Origin of the sequence: Nocardia lijiangensis NBRC 108240, assembly GCF_001613045.1 — a bacterium.
Classification (GTDB): Bacteria; Actinomycetota; Actinomycetes; order Mycobacteriales; family Mycobacteriaceae; genus Nocardia; species Nocardia lijiangensis.
Genome location: NZ_BDBP01000021.1, coordinates 39,943 through 65,047, shown reverse-complemented (window position 1 = coordinate 65,047; position 25,105 = coordinate 39,943). Strand labels below are relative to the sequence as shown.

Here is a 25,105-nt window from a genome sequence, read left to right as displayed (position 1 = left end):
CGCATGCTCATCCCACACGCACCCTCGGGTCGAGAATCGCGTAGACGATGTCGGAGAGCAAGCCCGACACCAGCACGACGAGACCGGCGAACGCGGTCACCGTCACCACCACGTAGAGGTCCTGGGCATTGATCGAATCGACAAGCCACTCGCCGACGCCGTGCCAGCCGAAGATCTTCTCGGTGAAGGTGGCGCCGGTGATCAGGCCGCCGAGACTGTAGGCGAACAGCGTGGCCATCGGGATCAACGCGGTGCGCAGGCCGTGCTTGTACAGCGCTTTGTTCCTGGTCAGGCCCTTGGCGCGGGCGGTGCGGATGAAATCGCTCTGCAGCACGTCGAGCATCGCGTTGCGCTGGTAGCGGCTGTAGCCCGCCATGCCGCCGAGCGCGAGCGCCGCGGTGGGCAGCACCAGATGCTGGAGCCGGTCGACCAGTTGCGGCCAGAAGCCCTCGATCGCGCTGGCCGAGGTCTCACCCGTGTAGAGGAAGATCTGCGATCCGGTCAGCGAATTGATCTCCAGCGCGCCGTATTTCAGCAGCGTGGCCAGCAGGAATATCGGCGTGCTCAGAATCAGGAGTGAAACAACGGTTGTGAAATAGTCGCTGAATTTGTATTGGCGAATCGCGCCCGCCGCGCCGATCAGCACACCGAGCACCGTGCCGACGATCGAACCGATGATCAACAGCCGCAGGCTCACCGCGACCCGGCGCGGCAATTCCTCGCTCACCGGCTGGCCCGCGAGCGTGGTGCCGAAATCGCCGCTGGGGATGCCCTTCAGCCAGGTGAGATAGCGTTCCGGAATCGGATCGTCGAGATGCAATTCCTCGGCTTTGGCATCGATCACCGCCTGCGGCGGGCGGGGGTTGCGCTGTTCGAGACTGTCCAGCGGCCGAAATGTCAGCGACGCGAGGCTGAACGTCAGGAACGAAGCCAGCAGCAACAGCACGACATAATTGAGCGCGCGTCGTAGCAGGAAGCCGGTCATCAGTCCTCTGGTTCTCCGGCCGGACGGACCGGCGTTCGAGTGTTAGCCCCTGATCATAAGGACGATGTCGCAGACGCGCGTGCCACGCATAGGCACGGCATGTCCGGTGAACGCACCGACTGCGACCGCCCCGAGACGGTTTTCCGGCAGGATGGAAGAGGTGACACGCCTGCACCTGCCCAAACCGAAGATGGTGGCCACCGATGTGGACGGCACTCTGATCGATCACGACGAGCGCGTGACCGCGCGCACCAAGGCCGCGGTCGCCGCGCTGATCGCCGACGGGGTGCCGTTCGTGCTGGCCACCGGCAGGCCGCCGCGCTGGATCGAACCGGTGGTCGACGGCCTCGGCTTCGCGCCGCTGTGCGTCTGCGGCAACGGGGCGGTGATCTACGACAGCGCCGCGGACAAGGTGCTCGCGAGCCGGACCCTGGACGTGGAGACGCTGAGCTGGATCGCCGACCTCGCCGAGCGCGCGCTGCCCGGCTGCGGTCTGGCCGCCGAACGCGTCGGCGCCAGCGCGCACGACGCGGTGACGCCGCAGTTCGTCAGCTCGCCGGAGTACGAGCACGCGTGGCTGAACCCCGACGACACGGCCGTCGCCCGGCACGAGGTGATCGATACCCCGGCGATCAAAATGCTCATCCGGCTGCGCGGTGCGCTCAGCGGCGACATGCGCGCGGTGCTCGCGCCGCTCATCGGCGAGCGCGCCGACATCACCTACTCCACCGACCACGGCCTGATCGAGCTGTCGGCCCCCGGCGTCACCAAGGCCTCCGGGCTGGCCACCGTCGCGCAGCGGCTCGGGGTGCAGCACTCGACGATCATCACCTTCGGTGACATGCCCAACGACGTCCCGATGCTCGCCATGGCCGGGCACGGCGTCGCCATGGCCAACGCGCACCCGGAGGCGTTGGCCGCGGCCGACGAGGTGACCGCGACCAACGCCGAGGACGGTGTCGCGCAGGTGCTCGAACGCTGGTGGGTCTGAACTACTTTCAGCCGACCGGCGCTGGAACAGGAGCCTCGGCGTCCCCGGGCGTCCCCGCCGCAACCGCAGGCTCGGTGGGAACGGCAGGGGCCGCGGCCGGAGCGGGAGCCGGGGCGGGCGGAACCGGCGCGGCGACCGCGCCGCCCTCGTTGCGGCGCGTCTCCTGCTGGTAGATCTGGTTGTAGGTCCTCCAGACCGTCGTGACGATCCCCGTGAGCTTGTTGAGGATCAGCGAGCCGTACTGGAAGTCCGACCTGAGGCCGTCCGGCACCAGGTAGGCGTCGGCGAGCGGCAGGCCGAGCATGCCCAAGTCGGCGCCGAGCTGAATGAAGCGCTCCAGGATCACGCCCATCACCTCGATGGCGTGGCCGTCGGGCGTCGTGTAGACGTAGCCGTTGGCGAACTTGGCGTACTGCTGGCCCTGCGCGGCGGGCAGTAGCTCGGACATCGCCTGGCCCAGCGGGCCGTCCGGACCGCCCTTGGCCGAATAGTGCCTGGCGATGATGTTCTCGTCCACCAGGCTCAGAATCCGTGCCGTCAGCGCGGCGAGCGTCGCCAGATCGGACTCGGTGCGCTCCGGAAGCTGCGGGAGTCGCGGATTCTGTTGCGGCGCAGGGCCACCCGGTGCGCCCGCGGCGATGTCGCGAATCCGGTCCATCAGCTCGTAGGCGGCGTCGCCAGGGCAGCTGGTGTTGCCGACATCGCGGTGCGCGAAGACGATCGGCAGATCCACGGCCTCGCCCTGCGCGTACGGGGTGTATTCGGTGCCCTCCGACCACATCGTGGTGTGGCCCTTGGGATTCAGGCCCGCGACCCTGGTCCGCCAGCCGACGAACTTGCCGACGGCGTTCACCGCCTGGTCCGAGGGCGTCTCGGATTCGTGATTGCCCATGAAGGCGACACCCGCGGTGTTCTCGTTGAACCCGCCCGCGTGCGCGCCCTGCACCGGGCGATCCAGCCCGCCGTGGCGTCCCTCGAAGATCTGGCCGTATTTGTCGACGAGGGCGTGGTAACCGATGTCGCACCAGCCGAGGGTTTGGGCGTGATAGGTGTAGATCGCGCGGACGATGCCCGCCGATTCGGCCTTGCTGTAGTCGTTGCGTCCCGCGGTGTGGTGCACGGTGACGCCGCCGAGCTGGTCGTCGTAGGTGGGTTCGTCACAACGAATGGATTCGTCGGCGCCCCACTGCGATCGGGTGATCACGTTCGGTCCGCCGCTGGGCAGTGCGGCGGCGGCGTCGGTGAGCGCGCCGTCGATGGCGCTGCGGCCCGGATCGATCAGGACCGCGGTGAGCGACGGCGGGATGAACTGCGCCGGATCGCCTGCATGCGGCGCAGCGGCAGGGATCGGTTGCAGCGGGCCGGATTCCGGTGTGACGCCAGATGTTTGCGATTCCGTAGCAGCAGGTTTGCGAGTGACCAGAATCTGGACCGACGTGGTGTTCCCGACGTAGATCGGCTCGGTGCCCGCGGTGCGGTCGGCCGGTGTGTGGTCGTTGCCGCGGGTGTCGATGGGTTCGGTCTCGTACCAGGGGCCCCAGGTGCCGTTGGGCTGGCGGGCGCGGACCATCGCGCGCGTATTCGCGAGATCGCGCGCGGTGAGGGCGACGACGCTGAACGGCGTGTCCCGCGACAGCTCCCTGACCTGCGCGCCGACCTGGTCGAGGAGTTCGGGCGCGAGCGCGCCGGGCGTCAGCGCCGGTGTGTCGGGAGTGGTTCCCTCCGGCAGGTCGGCAGGCTCGGCGATGAAGCGGGCGGCGGGCTGCGGCACCGGGCTCGGCGTCGCGGGCGCTGGAACGGATTGACCGGGAATCGGCCGTGAGGCGGTTTGTCCTGGCAGAGGCTGTGCCGGGGGTGCGGCGGGCTGGCCGGGGGCGGGTTGTACGGAGAGGGGTTCTCCCGCCGCGGGCCGGCCGGGGATCGCCTGATTGGTGGTCGGCGCGGTGAATACAGGAGGCCCGGATTCCGGCGTGGTCGGCGCGGCCTGGCCCTGCCCGAACCGGGGGAGCGGGATCTCCTTGGGCAGCTGCACGCCCGGCGGCAGCGGCAGTCCCTCCGGTATCGGGATGGAGGGCGGGAGCGGCAGCATCCGTAAGTCGGATAGTCGCAGGTCGGGTAGGTCGAGACCGGTCAGTTCCCGCAGCGGGAGGGTGATCTCGGGCGCCTGCGTGAGCATCACTTCGGCCAGGCGCGCAGGCACCGCGGCCAGCTCGGACTCGTTGGCGGAGCGGTAGTCGGTCGAATCGCTCTGCGCGAGTGTCGCGAGCGGGGCCGCTACCGCAAGCGTGGTCACCATCGGGAGCACGTACGAACGTTTCGGTTTGCGGTACGGCACGAGCATCTCCAATCAGGTCGAACCGGTGATCGGGTGCGGAGAGTCAGGTTGCTTCCTGATGCATCAACAATCACACTAGTTCACATCTGTCACAGGTCTAAACCTCTTGTTGAGGATTAGAATCACGTGATTGCCCAAATGTAACTCTCGGAATGCGCCCAAATGGCACGACATGCCGACAGGTATCCAACCGATCCGGTCCTGGAAAACCGTGGGAGATACGAATGCGACGCAGACAGCACCACAGCCCGAGTGCGCGGGGGATTGGAAAGGTGCAGCGTTTCAGGGTGCGCAACCGAATTCGGCCCGCGCCGATTTCGATCGGGCCCGTGCTCGTCACCGGAGGCGCCGCCGTCCTCGCGGGGACGGTTCTCGTGTTCTGGGGCTCGGGCGACACGCCGGTGCGACCGCTCGCCGGTCACGGCCGGGGCATGAGTCAACAGGGCGCCTTCGACAGCGCCCAGCAGGGCTGGCTCGCCGAACGCATACTCGAGCACTACTACCCGGGCGCGACACTCGGGACCATCCCGCCCGCCAACCTGGCCGTGCGGCTCACGGAACAGGACGGTGCCACCCTCGACGCCTACGCGGAGGCCGGATTCCGGGTGGCAGGCCGCGAACTGCAACCGGGCCAGGTCGCCCACCTCACTGCGCTGCCGGGCGGCGGCGCGAACATCGTCGTCACCGTCGGGTGTGACGGCGAAGTCCTCTGGCAGACGGTCGCTTCCGATCCGTGGATCTACCCGCTCGACCCCAATCCGAATCGGCCCGCGGCCGAACACCTCACCCTGTGCGGCGGAATGTCTTACCGCGGGGCGCTCGGCGTCGCCATCGAGAACGGGGAGCCGCGCACGATCAATCGCGTCGACGTGGAGGACTATCTGCTCGGCGTCGTCCCGGCCGAGGTTCAAGCGAACTGGGTCGACAAGGGCGCGGGCGAAGCGCTGCGCGCGCAGGCCATCGCGGCCAGGTCCTATGCGCTCGCCGAGCGCAGGTATCCGTACGCGCAGACCTGCGACACCACCGACTGCCAGGTGTATCCCGGTACGGCGATGGAAGATCCGCGCACGACCGCGGCCATCGCGTCCACCGCGGGCACCGTGCTGCTGCGGGACGGTCGCATCCTGCGCTCGGAGTATTCCGCCGCGCCGGACGGCGGCGAACCCGCCGACATCTACGCCTTCGAGGTGGGTCCGACGCCCGCGGACCTCGCGGTGGGCCGCCCGCCGACGGACCCGCGGCCGGATCCGCGCGCGCGGGCCGCGACGGCGCCGTCGCCGATCGAGCTCGAATATCGGCGACTCGGCGGCGAGGCGAGCTCGCTGGGCGCGCCGATCGGGCCGGAGATGCTGTTGCCGCAGCGGGCGGGCACCTATCGGTTGTTCACCAACGGCGTCATCATCGCGACGCCGACGCTCGGTGCGCAGGTGGTGGACTTCACGACGCTGATGCAGCTGGTACCCGATCCGGGCATCTCCGGGGCCGCGCCGGCGGGTTCCGCGCAGCCCGGTGAGGCGGTCGCGCCGACCACCACGTCGACGCCGGGGGCTGCCGTGCCCTCGGGCGGACTCGCGCTGCCCGGTGCCGAAGCCCCGGCGGGTGGGAACGCGCAGTCCGGTGCGGCGACGCAGTCGGGCGCCGCGGCGGGTACTGGTGGAGTGGCTGTTGTGCCTGCGCAGCCGGGTGGGAGTGCGCAGACGGTGCCAGGTGCGGGGACGCCGTCGGGTGCCACGGCAGGGACTGGTGGGGCGGCTGTTGTGCCTGCGCAGCCAGGTGGGGGTGTGCAGTCCGGTGCGCAGGCGGTGCCCGGAGCGGCAAGGCCGTCGGGTGCCGCGGCGGGTACTGGTGGGGCGGCTGTTGTGCCTGCGCAGCCAGGTGGGAGTGTGCAGTCCAGTGGTCAGGTGGTGCCCGGTGCGGCGACCCAATCGGGTGCCGCGGCGGGAAGTGACGGGCTGGCCGGTGTGCCTGCGCAGCCGGGTGGACCGGATGGGCAGGTGCCGGATCCGGGCTTCGCCGTGCCGACGCTCGAGGAGGTGTTCGGCAACCGCTGATCGGCCCAGTGCCGCAAGGGTTTCGGATGCGACGAGCTGCTCGATGTGGCGTTCTCCCGTGCGGCGCGCTTGCTCGGATTCGGCCCGTCAGTCCAGCGCGGTGTCGCCCAATGACTCGGCCAGCGTGCGCAGCAGTGCGGTCAGGTGCTCGCGATCCTGCGCGTCGAGGGCCTCGAGCAGGCGCTGCTCGTTGGCGATGTGCAACGGAAGCAGGTCGTCGATCAGTTTCCTGCCCTCGGCGGTGAGGCGAACCCGGATGGAGCGCCGGTCCTCGGGGCACGGCACTCGTTCGACCAGGCCCTTGGCCGCCAGCCGGTCGATGCGGTTGGTGATGGCGCCGGAGGTGACCATCGCGGCCCGGTTCAGCGCGCCCGCGGTGAGGCCGTCCGCGCCGCCGGAGCGGCGCAGTGTCGCGAGCACGTCGAACTCCCAGAACTCCAGGCCGTGTCCGGCGAAGAATCGCTTGAGGTCCTGCTCGAGCACCCGGGACAAGCGGGTGATCCGGCCGATGACATGCATCGGCGAGACATCCACGTCCGGACGCTCGCGGCGCCAGTGCGCGGTGATCAGGTCGACGGCGTCGCCCATCGTGATCCCTCTCTTCTAAGAATCTCAACATTCATCTACTTGACGATAAGACACCGCGAGGAGTAGATATTTCAACGTTGAGATTATCAATGAGGAGCGACCGACATGACCATCACCACCGCGACACGGAACCCCTACGTGGGCACCCTCGCGCTCACCGCCCTCACGCCGATCGTCTGGGGCTCCACCTACGCCGTCACCACCGAATTCCTGCCACCGGACCGGCCGCTGTTCACCGCGCTGATGCGCGCGCTGCCCGCCGGGCTCGTGCTGCTCGCACTCACGCGGACGCTGCCGAAGGGGTTGTGGATCGGTCGCGCCGCGGCGCTCGGTGTGCTCAACATCGGCGCGTTCTTCCCGCTGTTGTTCCTCGCCGCCTACCGGCTGCCTGGCGGCGTCGCCGGAGTGCTCGGCGCGGTCGCGCCCATGTTCGCGCTGCTCTTCGCCGTCGGGGTGCTGAACGAAAGGCCCACCGGCCGTAAGGTTCTCGCCGGACTGATCGGCGTGTTCGGCGTCTCGCTCGTGGTGCTGCGCGCCACCGCCCAGCTCGACACCGTCGGCGTGATCGCCGGACTGGCCGGCGCGGGATCGATGGCGCTCGGCACGGTGCTGACCAAGAAATGGGGACGGCCGGAAGGCGTCGGTCCGCTGGCGATGACGGGCTGGCAGCTCACCGCGGGCGGCCTGTTCATCCTTCCGCTCGCCGCGCTGATCGAGGGCGCCCCGCCCGCGCTGGACGGCCGGGCCGTGGGCGGCTACCTCTACCTCGGCGTGATCGGCACCGCGCTGGCCTACTGGTTGTGGTTCCGCGGCATCGGGAAGGTGCCCGCCACGTCGGTCGCGTTCCTCGGACTGCTCAGCCCGGTGTCGGCGGCGGCCATCGGCTGGGTCGCGCTGGGACAGGCGCTGACTCCGCTGCAGGTGCTCGGCATGGTCATCGCGCTGGGTGGCACGTTGCTCGGACAGACCACCGCGCGGCCGAAGGCCTCCAACGGTGGCGTCGCAGTGGTCAGCGAAGCAGCGAAGGTCGGCGGGACTGCCGAGGTCGGCGAGGACGTCACTGCCGACGGACCAGAAAAGGGCGAGCGGCCTGCCGTCCCCGCGCGCATTCTGGTGGGGACGAAAAGCTGAGAAAAGCGGGTTGACCTTGACGTAGCGTCAACTTGCAGACTGATTTCACCGATGAGAAATGGAAGGAGGGCCTGGTCATGACCGCGGGCACCCGGCCCGGTGAATGGTCCATCCAGGATCTGGCGAAGGCGGCCGGTACCACCAGCCGCACGCTGCGCCACTACGGCCAGCTCGGGCTGTTGCCGCCCAGCCGGACCGGCGCCAACGGGTACCGCTACTACGACCAGGACTCCCTCGTGCGGTTGCAACGCATCCTGCTGCTGCGGGAACTCGGCCTCGGCCTCCCGGTCATCGCCGAAGTTCTCGCCGGCGAACAGGACGCCACCGCCGCACTGCGTACGCACCTGGAACTGCTTCGGCAGGAACAGGATCGGATCCGACGCCGGATCGAATCGGTGCACAACACGCTGCAGAAGACGGAAAGAGGTGAAAAACTCGTGGCAGCAGAAGTTTTCGATGGGTTCGACCACACTCAGTACAAGGACGAGGTCATCGAACGCTGGGGCAAGGAGGCCTACGAAAGCGGTGACCGCTGGTGGCGTTCGCTCAGCGATCAGCAGAAGAAGGATTTCCAGCAGACCCAGCTGGACATCGCCGCCGACTTCGGTCGCGCACACGCCGCCGGGCTTCCGGTGGACAGCGACGAGGTCCAAGCCATCACCGCCCGGCACCGCGCCTGGGTCGGCGACGGCTGGGGTGACCGTCCGGTGAAGGCCGAAGCCTTCATCGGACTCGGCGAAATGTACGTCACCGACCCGCGATTCGCGGTCAACTACGACGTGCACGGCGAGGGCACCGCGGCGTTCGTCCGCGACGCGATGAAGGTCTACGCGGAGGCCAACCTCCGGTAGGCGTACCCCCGCCTTCGCTCCGGCCATGCGCGGGCACCGACCGGCCACGCCCGGTGGTCCCCCGTTGATCGGGAGTGAGAATCAAGCGCCCGCACGCGAATTCGCGTGCGGGCGCTTTTGCGTGCATGATCATGGGTTCGCTCGAAGCCGGAGGGAAGACACGTGCACGGGCAAGAAGCCGGGCGGGGTTCACGCTGAGGTGATCCCGGCGTGGCGGGTGATCGCCGCGCTGACCGAACGCCGCGCGCGGGGCAATTCGTGCGCATACTTTATGGGTTCGACCGACCGAATCGGAGGGACAAGACGCATGCTCTACAGCCAGGAGAGTTCGGGCGTTCAGCGGGCCGAGCCCGCAGGGGCGCTCGCGACCGCGGTGGCGCTGTTCGCGGCCATCGGCGCGGCGGCGAACCTGGTCGGGCTGCTCGTCCTCGCCTTCGGCTTCTTCTCCGACCCGCAACGCTACGACAACTCGCTCGCGTTCTCGACGGCGCTCGGCACCCTGCTGCTGGTGTTCGCGCTCGGCTACGGCGCGGTCCTGACCCTGCGCGGTGACGAGGACGGGCGCTTCACGGTGCTCGTCGCCGCGGGTGTCTGGACGGTCGTCGGTATCGCCGGGGTGTTCGCCGCGCTCCGCGGCTACGAATCCGAGTACGGCATCCACTGGGCCGAGAAGGGCGGCCTCGCGGTGGATATCGCCACGTCGACCGCGGGTCTGACCGGCACTGTCACCGCAATGGTGCACGGCGAATGGCTGGTGAATCTCACGGGATTGGTGCTGCCCGCGGTCATCGCGATCCTTGCCGCGGCGGCGATTCGGTCGGCTGCCCCTTCGTCGAGCGCACCGCCGATCGGCATCACCGCGAGCACCGCGGTGGCCGGGGTCACCGCGGCGATGCTGTCGACGCTCGTCGGCTTGCTCAGTGCGGTCGGCGTTGGCCTCGGCCTTGTGCTGGCGCTGCGCGACCCGGCTCGCGAAGTCGGGCCCATCGCGTTCATCGGCTTCGGCGTCGGTGCGGCGATCGCGCTGCTCTGGCTGCTCGGTGCGCTGCTGTTGTTCAAGCGGCGGAAGGCGGGGCGCGTCATCCTCATCGGCTTGTCCTCGATCGGCTTGGTCGGCGGATTCGTTCTGGCCGCCGCCCTCGGCGGGGTGATGGGCTGGCTCCCATTCGTCCTGTCCGGCGCCATCTTCTGTCTCTCGGTCACGAGCCCGACGGGCCGGTGGATCGCCTCCCGGCGCCAACCCGCGCCTTACGGCCAGCCGCCGACGAGCTGAATTGGGGTCGAGCGCACCAGCATTGGCGCTGTAGAGTTCACCGCGCAGCAACGAGGGGGGTTTCGACGTGTATCCACCACCGGGTTATCCCGCGTATCCGCCGTACGGATACGTGCCGCCGCCGAGTGGGGGCACCGCGATCATGGCGGGAGTTCTCGCGCTGCTCGGCGGTGCGTACGGAGGCTTCACGGCGATCAGCGGTTTCTTCGCGCTGCAAAGGCTCGAGGACGTGCGCCGGTCGATCGGCAGCTCCGCGACCGGCCCGACCGAGACCGAGTTCTACGCCGTGGTCGCGACCTCGGGCGGTATCGCGGCCATGCTGTTGCTCGGTGGAATCCTGTTGCTGGCCCGCAAAGGCGCTGGACGCACCCTGATCGTAGTGGCCTGCACCTTGGCTGTGATTCAGGGCTTCGTCAGCCTCGGCGTCATCGAAGACGCGGGCATGCTCAGCGAATCCAGCGCCGCCACCGTCGGTTTGGCGCTCGGCGTCAGCCTGCCCCTGCTCACCGGCATCCTCGCCGCCGTCGGCTCCACCGCCCGCTGGGTCGCCGCAGGCCGGACCCCGGCCGCCCCGCCGATGTACGGCCCGCCGCCGTACGCGTATGGCCCGCCGCAGTATCCGCACTACTGAACGTATCGGCACGCGCTGATCGCGCGAGCCGCGAGGGGGATCTCGAATGAACTACCCGTACAGCCCGCCGGGTTACGGCTATCCGCCGCCCGCGCCCACCGGCGCCACCGCGATCACCGCAGGGGTGCTGTCGACGCTCGTCGGCCTGCTCGGCACGCTGGGCGTGGTCGTCGGCCTCGTCGCGGCGCTCGACCCGGACAACGAGGTGGAGCCCGTCGCGTTCGTCGGCATCGGCGTCGGAGCGCTGGTCGCGATGCTCTGGCTGCTCGGCGCGCTGCTGCTTTTCATGCGGCAGACGGCGGGTCGCGTGATCATCATCGGGTTGTCCTCGATCGCCCTGCTCGGCGCCTTCGTGCTGGTCGCCATCGGCGGCGTCGCGGGCGGAATGCCACTTCTGCTGTCCGGCACCATCTTCGGTCTCACGGTCGCGAGCCCGACGGGCCGATGGATCGCCGCCCGCCGTCAACCGGCCTACCCACCCACGTATCCACCCGCCCCGCCCTACGGCCACCCGCCGTACCCGTACTACTGATCGCTACCGAAGCGGACCGACAGGCCGGCCGTACATCGGCTTCCCATCCTGAACCAGACGAACCGACTTCGCAGATCGCCGGGACTCCTCGCAGAGGCTGCAACCTCTGCGAGGAGTACGCACCGTCTGCGAAGACCTATGCGGCGCACATGGATTGCATGACTCCCTTGAGGATCGGTGTGCCGTAGGTGGTGGGGGCGAAGGCGAGGGTTTGGATGATCGAGAGGGGGGTGGTGACGCTGGAGGCCACGCCGGTGAAGCCGAGGGCCATGTTGCCTGCGGTGAGGAGCAGGCCGGTGATGTCGAGGGTGAGGGTGGCCAGGTCCAGCGCGTGTTCGACGCGTATCTCGGCGAGCGGCACGGTGTTCAGCGCGCGGCCCTCGTAGAGGCTGAAGCCGAGGTTGGTGAGGAAGGTCAGCGGGCCGTAGTCGAGGGCGTGCACCAGCGGGCCGAGTTCCTCGGTGCGGCGCAGCAGAGCGAGTTCGGCGACCCGGTTCTCGCTGAGGAACGCTTGCATCGCGTCGGCGGCGGCGTGCATCGCGGGCCGGTCCAGCGGCAGGCCCGCGGTGTCGAGGTAGGTCCTGGTGCGTTCGACCAGAGCGGCGGTGGTGAGCTCGGCCAGCGGGGTGCAGGTGCCGTCGGCGCGCACCAGGGCGTTGGCGAGGTCGATCAGCGGCGCGGGCAGTTCGACACGCTCGATCGGGTATTCGTCCAGCTCGAGCCGCGGGTAGGCGTTCGGCGCCGCGCAGTTGGCCGCGATGAACTCCTGCACCTTGCGGCTCACCGCTTTCACGCCGTTGAACATCGCGCCGACGATCGGCTTCAGGAAGAAGCCGACGGTGGGCACCATGCTGGCGACCAGCTGGGCCGGGATCTTCACGATCCTGGTCGCCAGCACGAACACCTCGATGGCGTCGTTCACGGTGAGGTGGGAGACCGACATGGTCTCGTGGATGCGGCCGGTGCGCACCGCGTCCAGGCCGTTGACCACATAGGTGACGATCGGGTCGTCTAGGAAGTCCGGTCGTTCGCCGACGGCGGCCGGATGCATGGGCAGGCCGTCGCGGTGCACCCGCACGGCGGCGAGGGTGGCGCGGAAGTCGGCGACCTGGCGGTCGTAGCCCGCGACTTGCTCCGGCGGGACCAGCGTGCGCACGGCGGTCGCGGCCGCGGTGACCACGTCGTCGAAGGTGGGTGCGCCGGTGACGCAGAGTGCGGCGCCGTCGGTGACGGGCGTCGCGGCCAGGGAATCGTCGGCTGCCCGGGCGGTCCCGGGGACGAGGACGCTGGTGCCGAGGATCGCGCACAGGGCGAGGGCACCGGTGAGCGGGGCGAGGAGGCGTGGAATACGCATGGCGAGCCATCCGGTCGATCGATCGTTGGTGCTGCGATGGACCAACGCAGCGGCATAACTGGACGAATGTTCAGTTCGGGTGCCTATGTAATAGCGCCTTCATGGCCGCGACGTAGCCGTTTCGGCGAACAACGCGGGAAATTCCGGTTGCCACCATCCCCGGCCGCCTTCCCCCGGGACCGCGCGCGGACTTCCGATACTCTGGGCTCCCGTGACCGTCGCATCGTCCCCCGGTAACTCCGCCAACCCCTCCGCACAGTTCGATCTGATCGTCGTCGGGTCCGGCTTCTTCGGACTGACCATTGCCGAACGCGCCGCCAATATCCTCGGCAAACGCGTGCTGGTGCTAGACCGCCGCTACCACCTCGGCGGCAACGCCTACTCGGAGCCGGAACCGGAAACCGGGATCGAGATCCACAAGTACGGTGCGCACCTGTTCCACACCTCGAACAAGAAGGTCTGGGACTACGTCACGCAGTTCACCGAGTTCACCGGCTACCAGCACCGCGTATTCGCGATGCACAAGGGGCAGGCCTACCAGTTCCCGATGGGCCTCGGCCTGATCTCGCAGTTCTTCGGCCGCTACTTCACCCCCGACGAGGCGCGCGCGCTGATCGCCGAGCAGGCCGCCGAGGTCGAGACCAAGGACGCGCAGAACCTCGAGGAGAAGGCCATCTCGCTGATCGGCCGCCCGCTCTACGAGGCGTTCGTCCGCGACTACACCGCCAAGCAGTGGCAGACCGACCCCAAGGAACTGCCCGCGGGCAACATCACCCGCCTCCCGGTGCGCTACAACTTCGACAACCGCTACTTCAACGACACCTTCGAGGGTCTGCCCACCCAGGGGTACACGAAGTGGCTGGAGAACATGGCCGCCTCCGAACGCATCGAGGTCCGGCTGGACACCGACTGGTTCGAGGTCCGCGACGAACTGCGCGCCCAGAACCCCGACGCCCCCGTGGTCTACACCGGCCCGCTGGACCGTTACTTCGACTACAGCGAGGGTGAACTCGGCTGGCGCACCATCGACTTCGAGACCGAAGTGCTCGAGACCGGTGACTTCCAGGGCACCTCGGTGATGAACTACAACGACGCGGACGTGCCGTACACCCGCATCATCGAGCCGCGCCACTTCCACCCCGAGCGTGAGTACCCCACCGACAAGACGGTGGTCATGCGCGAGTACTCCCGCTTCGCGCAGACCGGCGACGAGCCGTACTACCCGATCAACACCCCGGAAGACCGCGCCAAGCTGCTCGCCTACCGCGAGCGCGCCAAGCAGGAGACGGCCGCGGCGAAGGTGCTTTTCGGCGGCCGCCTCGGCACCTACCAGTACCTGGACATGCACATGGCCATCGGCTCCGCGCTGAGCATGTTCGAGAATGTGCTGCGTCCGCATCTGGAATCGGGCGCGCCTCTCGTCGATCAGGAGGCGTAGAGCAGAATGACCTCTTCACCGATGTTGGAAGACATGACGACCGAGACCCGCGCGAAATCGCTGCTGCAGCGCATCATCCTGCCCCGGCCGGGTGAGCCCCTCGACGTGCGCACCCTCTACCTGGAGGAATCAGCGACCAACGCCAAGCGCGCGCACGCGACCACCCGCACTTCGCTGTCCATCGGCGCGGAGTCCGAGGTCTCGTTCTGCACCTACTTCAACGCGCTGCCCGCCAGCTACTGGCGTCGCTGGAGCGTGCTGACCTCGGTGGTGCTGCGGCTGGAGCTGGCCGGACACGGCCGGGTGGACATGTACCGCTCCAAGGCCGACGGCTCGCGAATCCACGTGCAGGGCAAGGAGTTCGCGGTCGCGTCGGGCGCCGACTCGACGACGGTGGAGTTCGAGACCGAGCTCGCCCCGTTCGAGGACGGCGGCTGGATCTGGTTCGACATCACCACCGACACGGCGGTCACGCTGCTCTCCGGCGGCTGGTACGCCCCGGTCGAGGCGCCGGGCGATGGCAGCATCGCGGTCGGCATGCCCACCTTCAACCGGCCCACCGACGCGGTGAAGACCCTCGGCGCCCTCGGCGCCGACCCGCTGGTGCTGGAGAAGATCAAGGCCGTCATCATCCCCGACCAGGGCACCAAGAAGGTCGTCGACGAGCCCGGTTTCGCCGAGGCCGCCGCCGTGCTCGGTGACCGGCTCGCCATCCATGACCAGCCCAATCTCGGTGGTTCCGGCGGCTACAGCCGGGTCATGTACGAGGCGTTGAAGACCACCGACGCCCAGTACATCGTCTACATGGACGACGACATCGAGATCGAGCCGGACTCGATCCTGCGCGCGCTGGCCTTCTCCCGGTTCACCAAGTCGCCGATGCTGGTCGGCGGGCAGATGCTCAACTTGCAGGAGCGCTCGCACCTGCACGTCATGGGCGAGGTGGTCGACCGGAGCATCTTCATGTGGACGGCGGCCCCGAACGTCGAATACGACCACGATTTCTCCAAGTACCCGCTGCGCGACCGCGACAACTCCAAGCTGTTGCACCGGCGCATCGACGTCGACTTCAACGGCTGGTGGACCTGCGTGATCCCGCGCCAGGTCGCCGAGGAGATCGGCCAGCCGCTGCCGCTGTTCCTCAAGTGGGACGATGCCGAGTACGGCCTGCGCGCCCGCGACGCCGGCTACCCGACCGTCACCCTGCCCGGCGCGGCGGTCTGGCACATGGCCTGGAGCGACAAGGACGACGCCATCGACTGGCAGGCGTACTTCCACCTGCGCAACCGCCTGGTGGTCGCCTCGCTGCACATGCCGGGCGACGGGCGCGGCATGGTCGTCAACACCGTCAAGGCCACGCTCAAGCACCTGCTCTGCCTGGAGTACTCGACGGTGGCGATCCAGAACCTCGCCATCCGTGATTTCCTCGCGGGCCCGGAGCGGCTGTTCCAGTTGCTGCCCAGCGCGCTCGGCGCGGTGCACGAACTGCGCAAGCAGTACCCGGACGCGGTGATCCTGCCCTCCTCCACCGAGCTGCCGCTGGCCAGCCATATCGGCGTCGGTGCGGTGGGCGAGCCGTCGAACCCGATCGCGAAGGTCGTCCGGCTGGCCAAGGGCCTGGTGCACAACCTGCGCCCGGCGCACACCGAACACCACCAGACCCCGCAGCTGAACGTGCCGACGCTGGACGCGCGCTGGTTCCTGCTCTCGCAGGTCGACGGCGTCACCGTCACCACGGCCGACGGACGCGGCGTCGTCTACCGCAAGCGCGACCCGCGCCAGGCCTTGGCCCTGTTCAAGGAGGCCATCCGGCTGCGCAAGGAACTCGCGGCCCGCTTCCCCGAGATGCAGCAGCGCTACCGCGCCGCGCACCCGCGGCTCACCAGCACCGCGGCTTGGGAGAAGGCTTTCGGCATCGACGAGAACGGAACCAAGTAGTGAGTGCGGTCAACCCCAGCCTCCAGGATTCGGCCACCCGGCCGCCGGAGGTCACGATCATCAACGCCGTGCAGGCGAGCATCGGCGCCAACCCGACGGTCGTCTCGGCCGCCCGCGGCATGTCGCACTTCGGCGAGCACGCGCTCGGCTGGGTCGGCATCGCGGCAGCCGGCTGGTTGCTCGACAAGCCGCGGCGGCGGCAGTGGGCCGGGGTCGCGGTGGGCGCGGTCGGCGCGCACGCGGCCTCCATCGTGATCAAGCGCGTGGTCAGGCGCCCGCGCCCGAACGATCCGTCGGTGCAGGTCAACGTGGGGACGCCGAGCAAGCTGAGTTTCCCGTCCTCGCATGCCACCTCCACGACGGCGGCTGCGGTGTTGCTCGGCAGACTCACCGGGCTACCCTTGCCTGCGGTGCTCGTACCACCGATGTTGCTCTCCCGAGTCGTACTCGGGGTGCACTATCCCTCCGACGTGCTCGCCGGATCCGCGCTCGGTGCCGCGTCCGCCGCTGCCCTGCTCGCCGCCGAAAAGAGACTCGACCCGCGGCGCGAGCGACGGGCCCGGAGGAGGTAGCTTGCGTAACCATGCAGGGCACCGGGAGCGCCGCAAATCAAACACCGTTCGCACAAGAAAAGGCCTTGGTTGACATGAGTGAAGAGCCGACCGGCGCCGATCTGGCAGAGGCCGTTGTCAAGGGGCCGCCCAAGACGCTGGCGGGTGGTTTGATCAAGGCCGTCCGGCCGCGTCAGTGGGTCAAGAACGTCCTCGTGCTCGCCGCCCCGCTCGCCGCGGGCTCGGCGACCGAGATCGACGTGCTCGCCCACGTCGGGGTCGCCTTCGTGATGTTCTGCATGGCGGCCTCGGGCATCTACCTGGTCAACGACGCGCTGGACGTGGAGGCCGACCGGGCCCACCCGACCAAGCGGTTCCGGCCCATCGCCGCGGGCATCGTCCCGGTGAACCTGGCCTACGGCCTCGCCGCGGTGCTGCTGGTCGGCTCGATCGTCGGCTCGTTCCTCGCGGCCTGGCAGCTGGCCGTGGTGATGGCGGTCTACATCGGCATCCAGCTGGCCTACTGCTTCGGGCTCAAGCACCAGGCGGTGCTGGACATCTGCATCGTCTCGAGTGGGTTCCTGTTGCGCGCCGTCGCGGGCGGCGCGGCGGCGGGCATTCCGCTCTCGCAGTGGTTCCTGCTGGTCATGTCGTTCGGCTCGCTGTTCATGGCGGCGGGCAAGCGCTACGCCGAATTGCAGATCGCGCTGGGCACCGGCGCCAAGATCCGCAAGTCGCTGGAGTACTACACACCCACCTACCTGCGCTTCATCTGGACGCTGGCGGCTACCGCGGTCGTGGTGTTCTACGGGCTCTGGGCCTTCGAGCAGGATCGTGCCAACGACACCACCTGGTTCGCCATCTCGATGATCCCGTTTACCATCGCAATCCTGCGGTACGCGGTCGACGTCGACGGTGGAGAGGCCGGAGAACCCGAAGAGATCGCGCTGGGGGATCGCGTCCTCCAGTTCCTCGCAATCGCCTGGATCGGAGCGGTAGGTGTCGCTGTCTATCTCACCTGACGAGATGTTGGTAGAGGGAGCGGAGCGAACTGAAGACGAGGCGGGACGCCCTGCGCACATGCAGGCGCGGTCCGCCTCGTCGTTCCTACGCCTATCCCGAGCCACGTTCGTCGGTGGGATCGCGCTCACCGCGGCGCTTTTCGCGATCGGCGGCTGGCAGCGGCGCTGGATCGCCGACGACGGCCTGATCGTGCTGCGCACCGTGCGCAACCTGATGGCAGGTCACGGCCCGGTGTTCAACATGGACGAGCGGGTCGAGACCAACACCAGCACGGCGTGGACCTACATCGTGTGGTTCTTCAGCTGGCTGACCCAGGCGCGCCTCGAGTACGTGGTGCTCGGCATCGCGCTGACGCTCTCGGTGGCCGCGATGGTGTTCGCCATGCTCGGCACGGCCCGGCTGTGGGGCGGCACGAAGTCGGCGCTGCTGCTGCCCGCGGGCGCGCTGGTCTACATCGCGGTGCCGCCCGCCCGCGACTACGCCACCTCCGGCCTGGAGAGCGGTCTGGTCGTCTGCTGGCTCGGTGCGCTGTGGTGGTTGATGCTGCGCTGGGCGCAGGCCGAGCGGGTGCGCCTCGCCGGATTCTTCGGTCTGGTGTTCTTCGCCGGACTGGCCCCGCTGATCCGGCCGGAGATGACGCTGGTCGGCGGACTGGCGTTGCTGATGATCTTCTTCGCGCCGATGCCGGAGACCCGACTCCGCCCGCTCGTGCTGCGCGCGGGCCTCGTCGCCGTCGCGGGCCTGGTGCCGCTGGGCTACCAGATCTGGCGGATGGGTTATTACGGCCTGCCCTACCCGAACACCGCCGTCGCGAAGGACGCGGGCGGCGCGAAGTGGAGCCAGGGCTTCACCTACCTGTGGGACCTGGTCGGCCCGTACTTCCTGTGGATTCCGCTGCTCGTGCTGCTGATCGGCGGCGTCGCCGCGGCCCGCGCGACGGGTGCGCCCGCGGTGCGCGACCGGACCGCCGCTGCGCAGGGACGGCTCGGCCGGTTCAGCGCGTGGCTGCGTTCGCCCGCCGCGGTGGTCACCATGGTGCTGGTCAGCGGGTTCCTGCTGACCGTCTACGCGCTGCGGGTCGGTGGTGACTTCATGCACGGCCGCATGCTGCTTCCGCAGCTGTTCCTGCTGCTGCTTCCGGTCGCGGTGATCCCGCTGCGGCTGCCCGAGGGCGGGCTGCGCGCGGCGAACTGGTCGTTCGCGGTGATCCTGATCGCCTGGCTCGGCACGCTCGGCTGGGCGCTGTTCGCCTCGGGCACCACGGCCATCAAGACCGGCACCAAGATCAGCTCGTCCGGCATCGTCGACGAGCGCGTCTACTACGTGCTCAACACCGGCCACGACCACCCGATCCTGGCCGAGGACTACCTCGACTACCCGCGTATCCGGGCCATGGTGAACAACATCCAGGAGACGCCGGACGGTGGCTTGCTGCTGAACTCGCCGTCGTTCATGTTCTGGTACATCGCACCGCCGCCGCAGCCCATCCCCGACGGCGGCGCCGGCCACACGGTGTACTTCCTGAACCTGGGCATGACCAGCATGAACGTCCCGCTCGACGTGCGCGTCATCGATCAGATGGGCCTGGCCTATCCGCTCGCCGCGCACACCGAGCGCCTGGCCGACGGCCGCATCGGCCACGACAAGAACCTGTACCCGGACTGGGTCCTCGTGGATGCGGGCATGGTCGACAGGAAGCCGTGGATGCCCTGGTATCTGGACGAGAAGTGGGTCGTCCAGGCCCGCACGGCGATGTCCTGTCCGGACACCCAGGCGCTACTGCTCTCCTCGCGCGATCCGCTGACCTTCGAGCGCTTCCGGCACAACGTGCGCAACGCGCTGTCGTTCGCCAAGTACCGGATCGAGCGGGTGCCGAAGTACGAGATCCAGCGCTGCGGGCTGGTCGACCCCTTCCCGCAGCCGCCGAACTGAGCTCCCGAGCCACCTCCTGAGTCACACTGGGCCCACGGATCACCGTGGGTCCAGTGGCTTCTCATGACATTCTGATAAACGTGGTGTACACCGCTTTATCTCTTTTTGATAACGCCCTGGCATCGATAGCGGGTTAGGCTCATCCGGTACGCCCGCCGGGGTGTCCACTCGTCGTGGGCGGTGACCGGCGGTCTCCGTCGAGTCGCGGCCCTCTCCGGTCGCATGTAGGGAAAGGCCGAAAACACAGATGCGAGGCGTGATCGCGCGCAGGACATGGGCTGGTCGCCTGCGTGCTCGTAGAGCCGGTGGATGGCTCAAGAAGTCGATGTTGGTTTCGATGGCAGTCGTGCTACCGCTCGGGGCGTCGGTGGCAGGTGGGGGCGCCACTGCCTCAGCGGCGTTCAACCCGGAGGGATTCGACTTCTGGGTCGACTCCAGCATGGGGCCCATCAAGTCGCGAATCTTCCGTGCGGCCGACGGCAACACCCATCGCGTGGTGTATGCGCTGGACGGTATGCGCGCCCGCGGTGACCTGAGCGGCTGGGAGATCGACACCGAGGTCGCCCGCGAACTCAGCAAGTGGAACATCAACGTGGTCATGCCGGTTGGCGGCCCGTCGAGCTTCTACGCGGACTGGAACGCGCCGAGCACCTTCCTCGGCATTCCGACCGGCTCGGGCCCCTCGGGCTCGTCTTCGGGCTCCTCGATGACCGGTTCGTCCGGCTGGAACGAGACCGTGGGCAAGGTCAGCACCTACAAGTGGGAGACCTTTCTGACCGAGAACCTGCGCTGGGCGCTGCGCGACCGGCTCGGTTTCAGCCCGAACCGCAACGGCGTGTTCGGTCTGTCGATGGGCGGCTCGGCCGCGCTGACGCTCTCGGCCTACCACCCGGACCAGTTCAGCTTCGCCGGTTCCTACTCCGGCTACCTGAACATCTCCGCGCCCGGCATGCGAGAGGCGTTGCGCGTGGCGATGCTGAGCGCCGGTGGCTACAACATCGACGCGATGGCGCCGCCGTGGGGCCCGCAGTGGCTGCGCATGGACCCGTTCGTGTTCGCACCACAGCTCAAGGCCAACAACACCCGCCTGTGGATCGCCGCGGGCAGCGGTCTGCCCGCCGCGGGTGACGTGCACTCGCCGATGGACGTCATCCAGGGCGTGCCGCTGGAGACACTCGCGCTGGTCAACACCAGGGCCTTCCAGGTGCGGATGATGACGTTGGGCGCGGGCAACGTGACCTACAGCTTCCCGTCCGTCGGCATCCACAACTGGCGCAACTGGGAGTCCGAGGTCTACCGGATGATTCCGGACCTTTCGGCCAACATCGGCTGATTCGCCTGTTCGACCCGAAGCCGCCCGGCGCTCTCGCGCCGGGCGGTTTTTCGTGCGCTGAGCGTGTCGTCCGCAACCGGGGTGGACAACGGATCGACAGTGGGCAAACCACGAATCCTTGTGGCCTGTATCACTTTCCAGCAACAAAGAAGCATCCACTGCCGATTGATACACAGAAAGCATGCACAGAGGTCGAAGCGTCCGTTTCCCGTGCGGACGCGTGATCTTGTGCCCGATGTGGGGGCTGGTGGAGTTGCTTACTGTTTGCCTTCCTCCGGTCGTCGAGGAAAGGTCGAGTCGAAATGCGTACTGCCCGCTGGAAACACCGCGCCCGTAGATCGTCGTCAGGAACACGGATGCGGACGTGGGCGCTCGGAGTCGCGATCGCGATGTTGGCGCCACTCGGGGTCTCCGTAGCGGGCACCGGAGCGACGGCCTCGGCGGGCTTCGATCCGGCCGCCTTCGACTTCTGGGTCGATTCGGGCATGGGCCCGATCAAGTCCCGCGTCCTGCGCGCCGCGGACGGCAACACCAACCGCGTGGTCTACGTCCTCGACGGCATGCGGGCTCCCGAGACCCTCAACGGCTGGGAAATCGAGACCAACATCCCCGCGCTTCTGGCCAGCCAGAACATCAACGTCGTGATGCCGGTCGGCGGCATGTCCAGCTTCTACGCGGACTGGAACGCGCCGAGCGAGTTCCTCGGCATTCCCGCGGGCTCCGGCTCCAGCTCCGGCTCCGGCGCGATGAACGTGCTCGCGGGCGGTCCCGGCAAGAGCTACCGGTACCAGTGGGAGACCTTCCTGACCCAGAACCTGCGCTCGGCGCTGCGCGACCGGCTCGGTTTCAACCCGAACCGCAACGGTGTGTTCGGTCTGTCGATGGGCGGTAGCGCCGCGCTGACCCTGGCCGCCTACCACCCGGACCAATTCAGTTTCGCGGGTTCGCTTTCCGGCTACCTGAACAACTCCGCCCCTGGCATGCGCGAGGCGATCCGCGTGGCCATGATCGACGCGGGCGGCTACAACGTGGACTCGATGGCGCCGCCGTGGGGCAGGCAGTGGCTGCGGATGGACCCGTTCGTGTTCGCGCCCAACCTGATTCGCAACGGCACCCGCCTGTGGGTTGCGGCGGCAAGCGGCCTGCCCGCGGCCACCGATTCGCCGAGCTTCAATACCCTCAACGGCATGGGGCTCGAGGCGCTCGCGCTGGTCAACACCCGGGCCTTCCAGGCGCGCATGGCGACGCTCGGCGGCGGCAATGCCGTCTACTCGTTCCCGGCGTACGGCATTCACGCCTGGAACAACTGGGCCGACGAGGTGAACCGCATGATTCCGGACCTGTCCGCGAACATCGGCTGAGCTTTCACCGAGGACCGCCCGGAGCCATCTCGCTCCGGGCGGTCCGCCGTTTCCGGTTGGCTGGACAATCGCTGGCGGCCCAAGGGCGACCGACTCCCTGAGCAAGGGGCCGCCCCGGCGGGGCCGGCACCGGCCGATGTCCGGTTTTGGTCACGATCCGATATCGCAGCGAGTTTTGCGGGCGTCTGCATCGAATATCCGCATATAGAAGAGCAGTACCGCCGAAACCCGCGCTCCTGGAGGTTCTCGGCGCCGAATGGCGATCCTCATGCACGACAGTTGCGGTCAACGGTGACCGCGCGGGCGAAAGGTCTGGTCGATGCGAGTTCACGGGATAAGCGATGCGGTTGCCGGCGGACGTTCTCCGCGGCGTTGGTTACGGCGTTCGGTCGCGGGCCTGGCGCTCGCGCTTGCGGTGCCTTTCGGCGCCGCGACGGCGGGGATGAGCGTCCCGGCCGCGGCGAGTTTCGATCCGGCGGGTTTCGATTTCTGGGTCGACTCCAGCATGGGTCCGGTCAAGAACCGGATTTTCCGGGCGGCCGACGGCAACACCCATCGCGTCGTCTACGCGCTGGACGGATTGCGCGCCCGCAACGACCTGAGCGGCTGGGAGATCGACACCGACATCTCACGGACCCTCACGCAGTGGAACATCAACGTGGTGATGCCGATCGGCGGCCAGTCCAGCTTCTATTCGGACTGGATCGCACCGAGCAACACCAACGGTCAGACGGTCGCCTACGCGTGGGAAACGTTCCTCACCGAGAACCTGCGCTGGGCGCTGCGCGACCGCCTCGGTTTCAATCCGAGCGGCAACGGCGTATTCGGTCTGTCCATGGGCGGCAGCGCCGCGCTCGCGTTGGCCGCCTATCACCCCGATCAATTCCGTTACGCGGGTTCGTATTCCGGATATCTGAACATTTCCGCGCCGGGCATGCGCGAGGCATTGCGGCTCGCGCTGCTCGACGCGGGCGGTTTCAACATCGACGCCATGTGGGGGCCGCCGTGGGATCCGCGCTGGCTGCGCCACGATCCGTTCATGTTCGCGCAGCTGCTGCGGCAGAACGGAACTCGGCTCTGGGTCTCGGCGGGAAGCGGCCAGAGCGGACCGCGTGACGTGATCAATGCGCCGATCGACCTGTATCACCTCAACAACGCCAGGGCGCTCGAGTCGCTCGCGCTGGCCAACACCCGCGCTTTCCAGTCCAAGATGGACAGCCTCGGCGGCGCGAACGTGATCTACAGCTACCCGGAGGTCGGCGTCCACAACTGGCATTACTGGCAGGATCAGCTGCTGGCGATGTTGCCGGATATGAGCGCGCATCTTGGATGACGTAACAAATTCGGCAGTCGGGGACGACATCACTGCTGGAACGCGGTAGGGTCACCGCACGATCACAGATTGTGCGCGGGCGGATTTCGACCACCCGGTCGAGCCGCAGTCTTGCTAAGGATTCGGACGTCGAATATCCTCCTGCGAGCGCAAGTGTGACCAGATCGTTGTAGCGCCGTCGATTGATGCCGGAATGTCGGGTACCGGTGTCGGTGTGACGTGCGTCTCGTTGGCAGCACGGGTGTCGCCCCGCCGGCTCGGCGCGGTGGCACCGCAACAGCAGAAAGAGAGCAGGATTCATGCGTTTCGGCAGGGCCGCCGCGCCGAAGAGTGTCAAGTCGGGTCGGCGAGACGCACCTCGGGGTTGGCGTCAACGAATTCTGGCTGTCGGTGCCGCTGCGCTAGCGCTGCCGATCGCCGCCGGACTGGCTTCCCCGACCATCGCCACCGCGGCTCCCGCGCACGCCCCCGTGCTGCGCGCTCCCGCGGGCGGCTACGAGGAGTTGATGGTCCCGTCGCAGATGGGTCCGATCAAGGTTCAGGTGCAGTGGGCATCGCGCGGCGGCAACGCGGCGCTGTACATGCTCGACGGCCTGCGCGCTCGTGACGACCGCAATGCCTGGTCGTTCGAGACGAACGCCATGGACCAGTTCAAGAACGACAACATCACCCTGGTGATGCCGGTCGGCGGTCAGTCGAGCTTCTACGCCGACTGGTACGCGCCCAGCAACACCAACGGTCAGAAGACCACCTACAAGTGGGAATCCTTCCTGACCAACGAGCTGCCGAACTTCCTCGCGGGCTACGGCGTCTCCAAGACCAACAACGCGGTCATCGGCCTGTCCATGGGCGGTAGCGCGGCACTGGCCCTGGCGGCCTACCACCGCGACCAGTTCAAGTTCGCCGGTTCCTACTCCGGCTACCTGAACATCTCGGCGCCGGGCATGCGCGAGGCGATCCGCATCGCGATGCTGGACGCGGGCCGCTACAACGTCGACTCGATGGCCGCGCCGTGGAGCCCGCAGTGGCTGCGGATGGACCCCTTCGTGTTCGCGCCGCAGCTGAAGGGCCTGCCGATGTACATCTCGGCGGCGTCGGGTCTGCCCGGTCAGTTCGACCGCCCGAACTCGCCGGTCGGCCTGTTCAACACCGGTAACGCGATGGCGCTCGAGGCCCTGTCGCTGGTCAACACCCGCGCGTTCCAGGTTCGCCTCGGCTCGCTGGGCATCCCGGCCTTCTTCGACTTCCCGGCCGCGGGTACCCACTCCTGGAAGTACTGGGAGGGCCAGCTGTGGAACTCCCGCAAGGGCATCCTGGACGCCACCGGCGCCTGGTGATCACCTCGCACTGAACAACGCCAGCGACGCCGCCGCTTCCTCGTCGAAGCGGCGGCGTCGTCGTTTTTCCGGCGACACGCCGTCGACCGATCGGAAAAACCAGTCACAGCATTTTGCTATGGGCGCGTCTACCGGAA

The 25,105-nt window shown here is 68.1% G+C and carries 20 protein-coding genes; 16 read left to right on the top strand and 4 right to left on the bottom strand.

The window, feature by feature from the left end; all coding sequences use genetic code 11:
- Positions 1-7: 7 nt before the first annotated feature.
- Positions 8-985 (bottom strand): ABC transporter permease, encoded by a 978-nt coding sequence (locus NL1_RS08725; RefSeq protein WP_067836208.1) that lies wholly within the window; start codon positions 983-985, stop codon positions 8-10.
- A gap of 151 nt (positions 986-1,136) precedes the next feature.
- Between NL1_RS08725 and NL1_RS08720 the strand changes: the two genes are divergently transcribed.
- The gene (locus NL1_RS08720; RefSeq protein WP_067836205.1) at positions 1,137-1,976 is read left to right on the top strand and encodes a Cof-type HAD-IIB family hydrolase; all 840 of its coding nucleotides are present in this window, start codon (positions 1,137-1,139) and stop codon (positions 1,974-1,976) included.
- A gap of 7 nt (positions 1,977-1,983) precedes the next feature.
- Here NL1_RS08720 and NL1_RS08715 read toward each other — a convergent pair whose 3' ends face one another.
- Complete coding sequence (locus tag NL1_RS08715; protein WP_245673148.1) at positions 1,984-4,272, bottom strand: N-acetylmuramoyl-L-alanine amidase; 2,289 nt, start codon at positions 4,270-4,272, stop codon at positions 1,984-1,986.
- A gap of 368 nt (positions 4,273-4,640) precedes the next feature.
- Here NL1_RS08715 and NL1_RS08710 point away from each other — a divergent pair, with 368 nt between their 5' ends.
- Positions 4,641-6,362: a SpoIID/LytB domain-containing protein gene (locus NL1_RS08710; RefSeq protein WP_245673147.1), complete on the top strand. Its 1,722-nt coding sequence runs from the start codon at positions 4,641-4,643 to the stop codon at positions 6,360-6,362.
- Between the two features lie 87 nt (positions 6,363-6,449).
- On the opposite strand, the gene NL1_RS08705 is transcribed toward NL1_RS08710, so the two are convergent.
- On the bottom strand, positions 6,450-6,950 hold the full coding sequence (locus tag NL1_RS08705; protein ID WP_067836199.1) for a MarR family winged helix-turn-helix transcriptional regulator: 501 nt from the start codon (positions 6,948-6,950) through the stop codon (positions 6,450-6,452).
- 105 nt (positions 6,951-7,055) lie between these two features.
- On the opposite strand from NL1_RS08705, the gene NL1_RS08700 reads away from it, so the two are divergent.
- The 5 genes from NL1_RS08700 to NL1_RS08680 all read left to right on the top strand — a co-directional run bounded on the left by NL1_RS08700 (position 7,056) and on the right by NL1_RS08680 (position 11,368).
- Entirely contained in the window at positions 7,056-8,081 is a 1,026-nt protein-coding gene (locus NL1_RS08700) for an EamA family transporter (RefSeq protein ID WP_156094756.1), read from the top strand.
- A 77-nt stretch (positions 8,082-8,158) separates the two neighbouring features.
- Positions 8,159-8,932 carry a MerR family transcriptional regulator gene (locus tag NL1_RS08695; protein WP_067836333.1) on the top strand — a complete coding sequence of 258 codons (774 nt, stop codon included), beginning with the start codon at positions 8,159-8,161 and terminating at the stop codon, positions 8,930-8,932.
- A gap of 307 nt (positions 8,933-9,239) precedes the next feature.
- Positions 9,240-10,205 carry a hypothetical protein gene (locus tag NL1_RS08690; RefSeq protein ID WP_067836195.1) on the top strand — a complete coding sequence of 322 codons (966 nt, stop codon included), beginning with the start codon at positions 9,240-9,242 and terminating at the stop codon, positions 10,203-10,205.
- A 67-nt stretch (positions 10,206-10,272) separates the two neighbouring features.
- Positions 10,273-10,836: a hypothetical protein gene (locus NL1_RS08685; RefSeq protein WP_067836192.1), complete on the top strand. Its 564-nt coding sequence runs from the start codon at positions 10,273-10,275 to the stop codon at positions 10,834-10,836.
- A 46-nt stretch (positions 10,837-10,882) separates the two neighbouring features.
- Positions 10,883-11,368, top strand: coding sequence for a hypothetical protein (locus tag NL1_RS08680; protein ID WP_067836190.1), 486 nt, complete (start codon positions 10,883-10,885; stop codon positions 11,366-11,368).
- 136 nt (positions 11,369-11,504) lie between these two features.
- On the opposite strand, the gene NL1_RS08675 is transcribed toward NL1_RS08680, so the two are convergent.
- Positions 11,505-12,722 carry a hypothetical protein gene (locus NL1_RS08675; protein WP_067836330.1) on the bottom strand — a complete coding sequence of 406 codons (1,218 nt, stop codon included), beginning with the start codon at positions 12,720-12,722 and terminating at the stop codon, positions 11,505-11,507.
- A 211-nt stretch (positions 12,723-12,933) separates the two neighbouring features.
- Between NL1_RS08675 and glf the strand changes: the two genes are divergently transcribed.
- The 9 genes from glf to NL1_RS08630 all read left to right on the top strand — a co-directional run bounded on the left by glf (position 12,934) and on the right by NL1_RS08630 (position 24,968).
- A complete protein-coding gene (gene glf / locus NL1_RS08670) occupies positions 12,934-14,160 on the top strand; it encodes a UDP-galactopyranose mutase (RefSeq protein WP_067836188.1) in 1,227 nt (408 codons plus the stop codon).
- A 6-nt stretch (positions 14,161-14,166) separates the two neighbouring features.
- On the top strand, positions 14,167-16,098 hold the full coding sequence (locus NL1_RS08665) for a glycosyltransferase (RefSeq protein WP_067836186.1): 1,932 nt from the start codon (positions 14,167-14,169) through the stop codon (positions 16,096-16,098).
- Between the two features lie 56 nt (positions 16,099-16,154).
- Complete coding sequence (locus tag NL1_RS08660; protein ID WP_373862538.1) at positions 16,155-16,670, top strand: phosphatase PAP2 family protein; 516 nt, start codon at positions 16,155-16,157, stop codon at positions 16,668-16,670.
- A 74-nt stretch (positions 16,671-16,744) separates the two neighbouring features.
- On the top strand, positions 16,745-17,671 hold the full coding sequence (locus NL1_RS08655; protein ID WP_067836182.1) for a decaprenyl-phosphate phosphoribosyltransferase: 927 nt from the start codon (positions 16,745-16,747) through the stop codon (positions 17,669-17,671).
- A 4-nt stretch (positions 17,672-17,675) separates the two neighbouring features.
- Complete coding sequence (locus tag NL1_RS08650; RefSeq protein ID WP_373862537.1) at positions 17,676-19,604, top strand: arabinofuranosyltransferase AftB family protein; 1,929 nt, start codon at positions 17,676-17,678, stop codon at positions 19,602-19,604.
- Between the two features lie 337 nt (positions 19,605-19,941).
- A complete protein-coding gene (locus NL1_RS08645; protein ID WP_245673145.1) occupies positions 19,942-20,937 on the top strand; it encodes an alpha/beta hydrolase in 996 nt (331 codons plus the stop codon).
- A gap of 302 nt (positions 20,938-21,239) precedes the next feature.
- Positions 21,240-22,298: an alpha/beta hydrolase gene (locus tag NL1_RS08640; RefSeq protein WP_084510410.1), complete on the top strand. Its 1,059-nt coding sequence runs from the start codon at positions 21,240-21,242 to the stop codon at positions 22,296-22,298.
- Between the two features lie 319 nt (positions 22,299-22,617).
- Positions 22,618-23,631: an alpha/beta hydrolase gene (locus tag NL1_RS08635; RefSeq protein WP_084510409.1), complete on the top strand. Its 1,014-nt coding sequence runs from the start codon at positions 22,618-22,620 to the stop codon at positions 23,629-23,631.
- A gap of 299 nt (positions 23,632-23,930) precedes the next feature.
- Positions 23,931-24,968 carry an alpha/beta hydrolase gene (locus NL1_RS08630; protein ID WP_245673144.1) on the top strand — a complete coding sequence of 346 codons (1,038 nt, stop codon included), beginning with the start codon at positions 23,931-23,933 and terminating at the stop codon, positions 24,966-24,968.
- The last annotated feature ends 137 nt before the right edge of the window (positions 24,969-25,105 follow it).

What these genes read in the sequence shown, in the direction of transcription:
- NL1_RS08675 (WP_067836330.1), bottom strand. Translation starts at nt 12,722, where the DNA reads ATGCGTATTCCACGCCTCCTCGCCCCGCTCACCGGTGCCCTCGCCCTG.
- NL1_RS08650 (WP_373862537.1), top strand. Translation starts at nt 17,676, where the DNA reads ATGTTGGTAGAGGGAGCGGAGCGAACTGAAGACGAGGCGGGACGCCCT.
- NL1_RS08690 (WP_067836195.1), top strand. Translation starts at nt 9,240, where the DNA reads ATGCTCTACAGCCAGGAGAGTTCGGGCGTTCAGCGGGCCGAGCCCGCA.
- NL1_RS08705 (WP_067836199.1), bottom strand. Translation starts at nt 6,950, where the DNA reads ATGGGCGACGCCGTCGACCTGATCACCGCGCACTGGCGCCGCGAGCGT.
- NL1_RS08725 (WP_067836208.1), bottom strand. Translation starts at nt 985, where the DNA reads ATGACCGGCTTCCTGCTACGACGCGCGCTCAATTATGTCGTGCTGTTG.
- NL1_RS08655 (WP_067836182.1), top strand. Translation starts at nt 16,745, where the DNA reads ATGAGTGAAGAGCCGACCGGCGCCGATCTGGCAGAGGCCGTTGTCAAG.
- NL1_RS08695 (WP_067836333.1), top strand. Translation starts at nt 8,159, where the DNA reads ATGACCGCGGGCACCCGGCCCGGTGAATGGTCCATCCAGGATCTGGCG.
- NL1_RS08700 (WP_156094756.1), top strand. Translation starts at nt 7,056, where the DNA reads ATGACCATCACCACCGCGACACGGAACCCCTACGTGGGCACCCTCGCG.
- NL1_RS08640 (WP_084510410.1), top strand. Translation starts at nt 21,240, where the DNA reads ATGCGTACTGCCCGCTGGAAACACCGCGCCCGTAGATCGTCGTCAGGA.
- NL1_RS08665 (WP_067836186.1), top strand. Translation starts at nt 14,167, where the DNA reads ATGACCTCTTCACCGATGTTGGAAGACATGACGACCGAGACCCGCGCG.
- NL1_RS08720 (WP_067836205.1), top strand. Translation starts at nt 1,137, where the DNA reads ATGGAAGAGGTGACACGCCTGCACCTGCCCAAACCGAAGATGGTGGCC.
- NL1_RS08630 (WP_245673144.1), top strand. Translation starts at nt 23,931, where the DNA reads ATGCGTTTCGGCAGGGCCGCCGCGCCGAAGAGTGTCAAGTCGGGTCGG.
- NL1_RS08645 (WP_245673145.1), top strand. Translation starts at nt 19,942, where the DNA reads ATGGCAGTCGTGCTACCGCTCGGGGCGTCGGTGGCAGGTGGGGGCGCC.
- NL1_RS08680 (WP_067836190.1), top strand. Translation starts at nt 10,883, where the DNA reads ATGAACTACCCGTACAGCCCGCCGGGTTACGGCTATCCGCCGCCCGCG.
- NL1_RS08635 (WP_084510409.1), top strand. Translation starts at nt 22,618, where the DNA reads ATGCGAGTTCACGGGATAAGCGATGCGGTTGCCGGCGGACGTTCTCCG.
- NL1_RS08715 (WP_245673148.1), bottom strand. Translation starts at nt 4,272, where the DNA reads ATGGTGACCACGCTTGCGGTAGCGGCCCCGCTCGCGACACTCGCGCAG.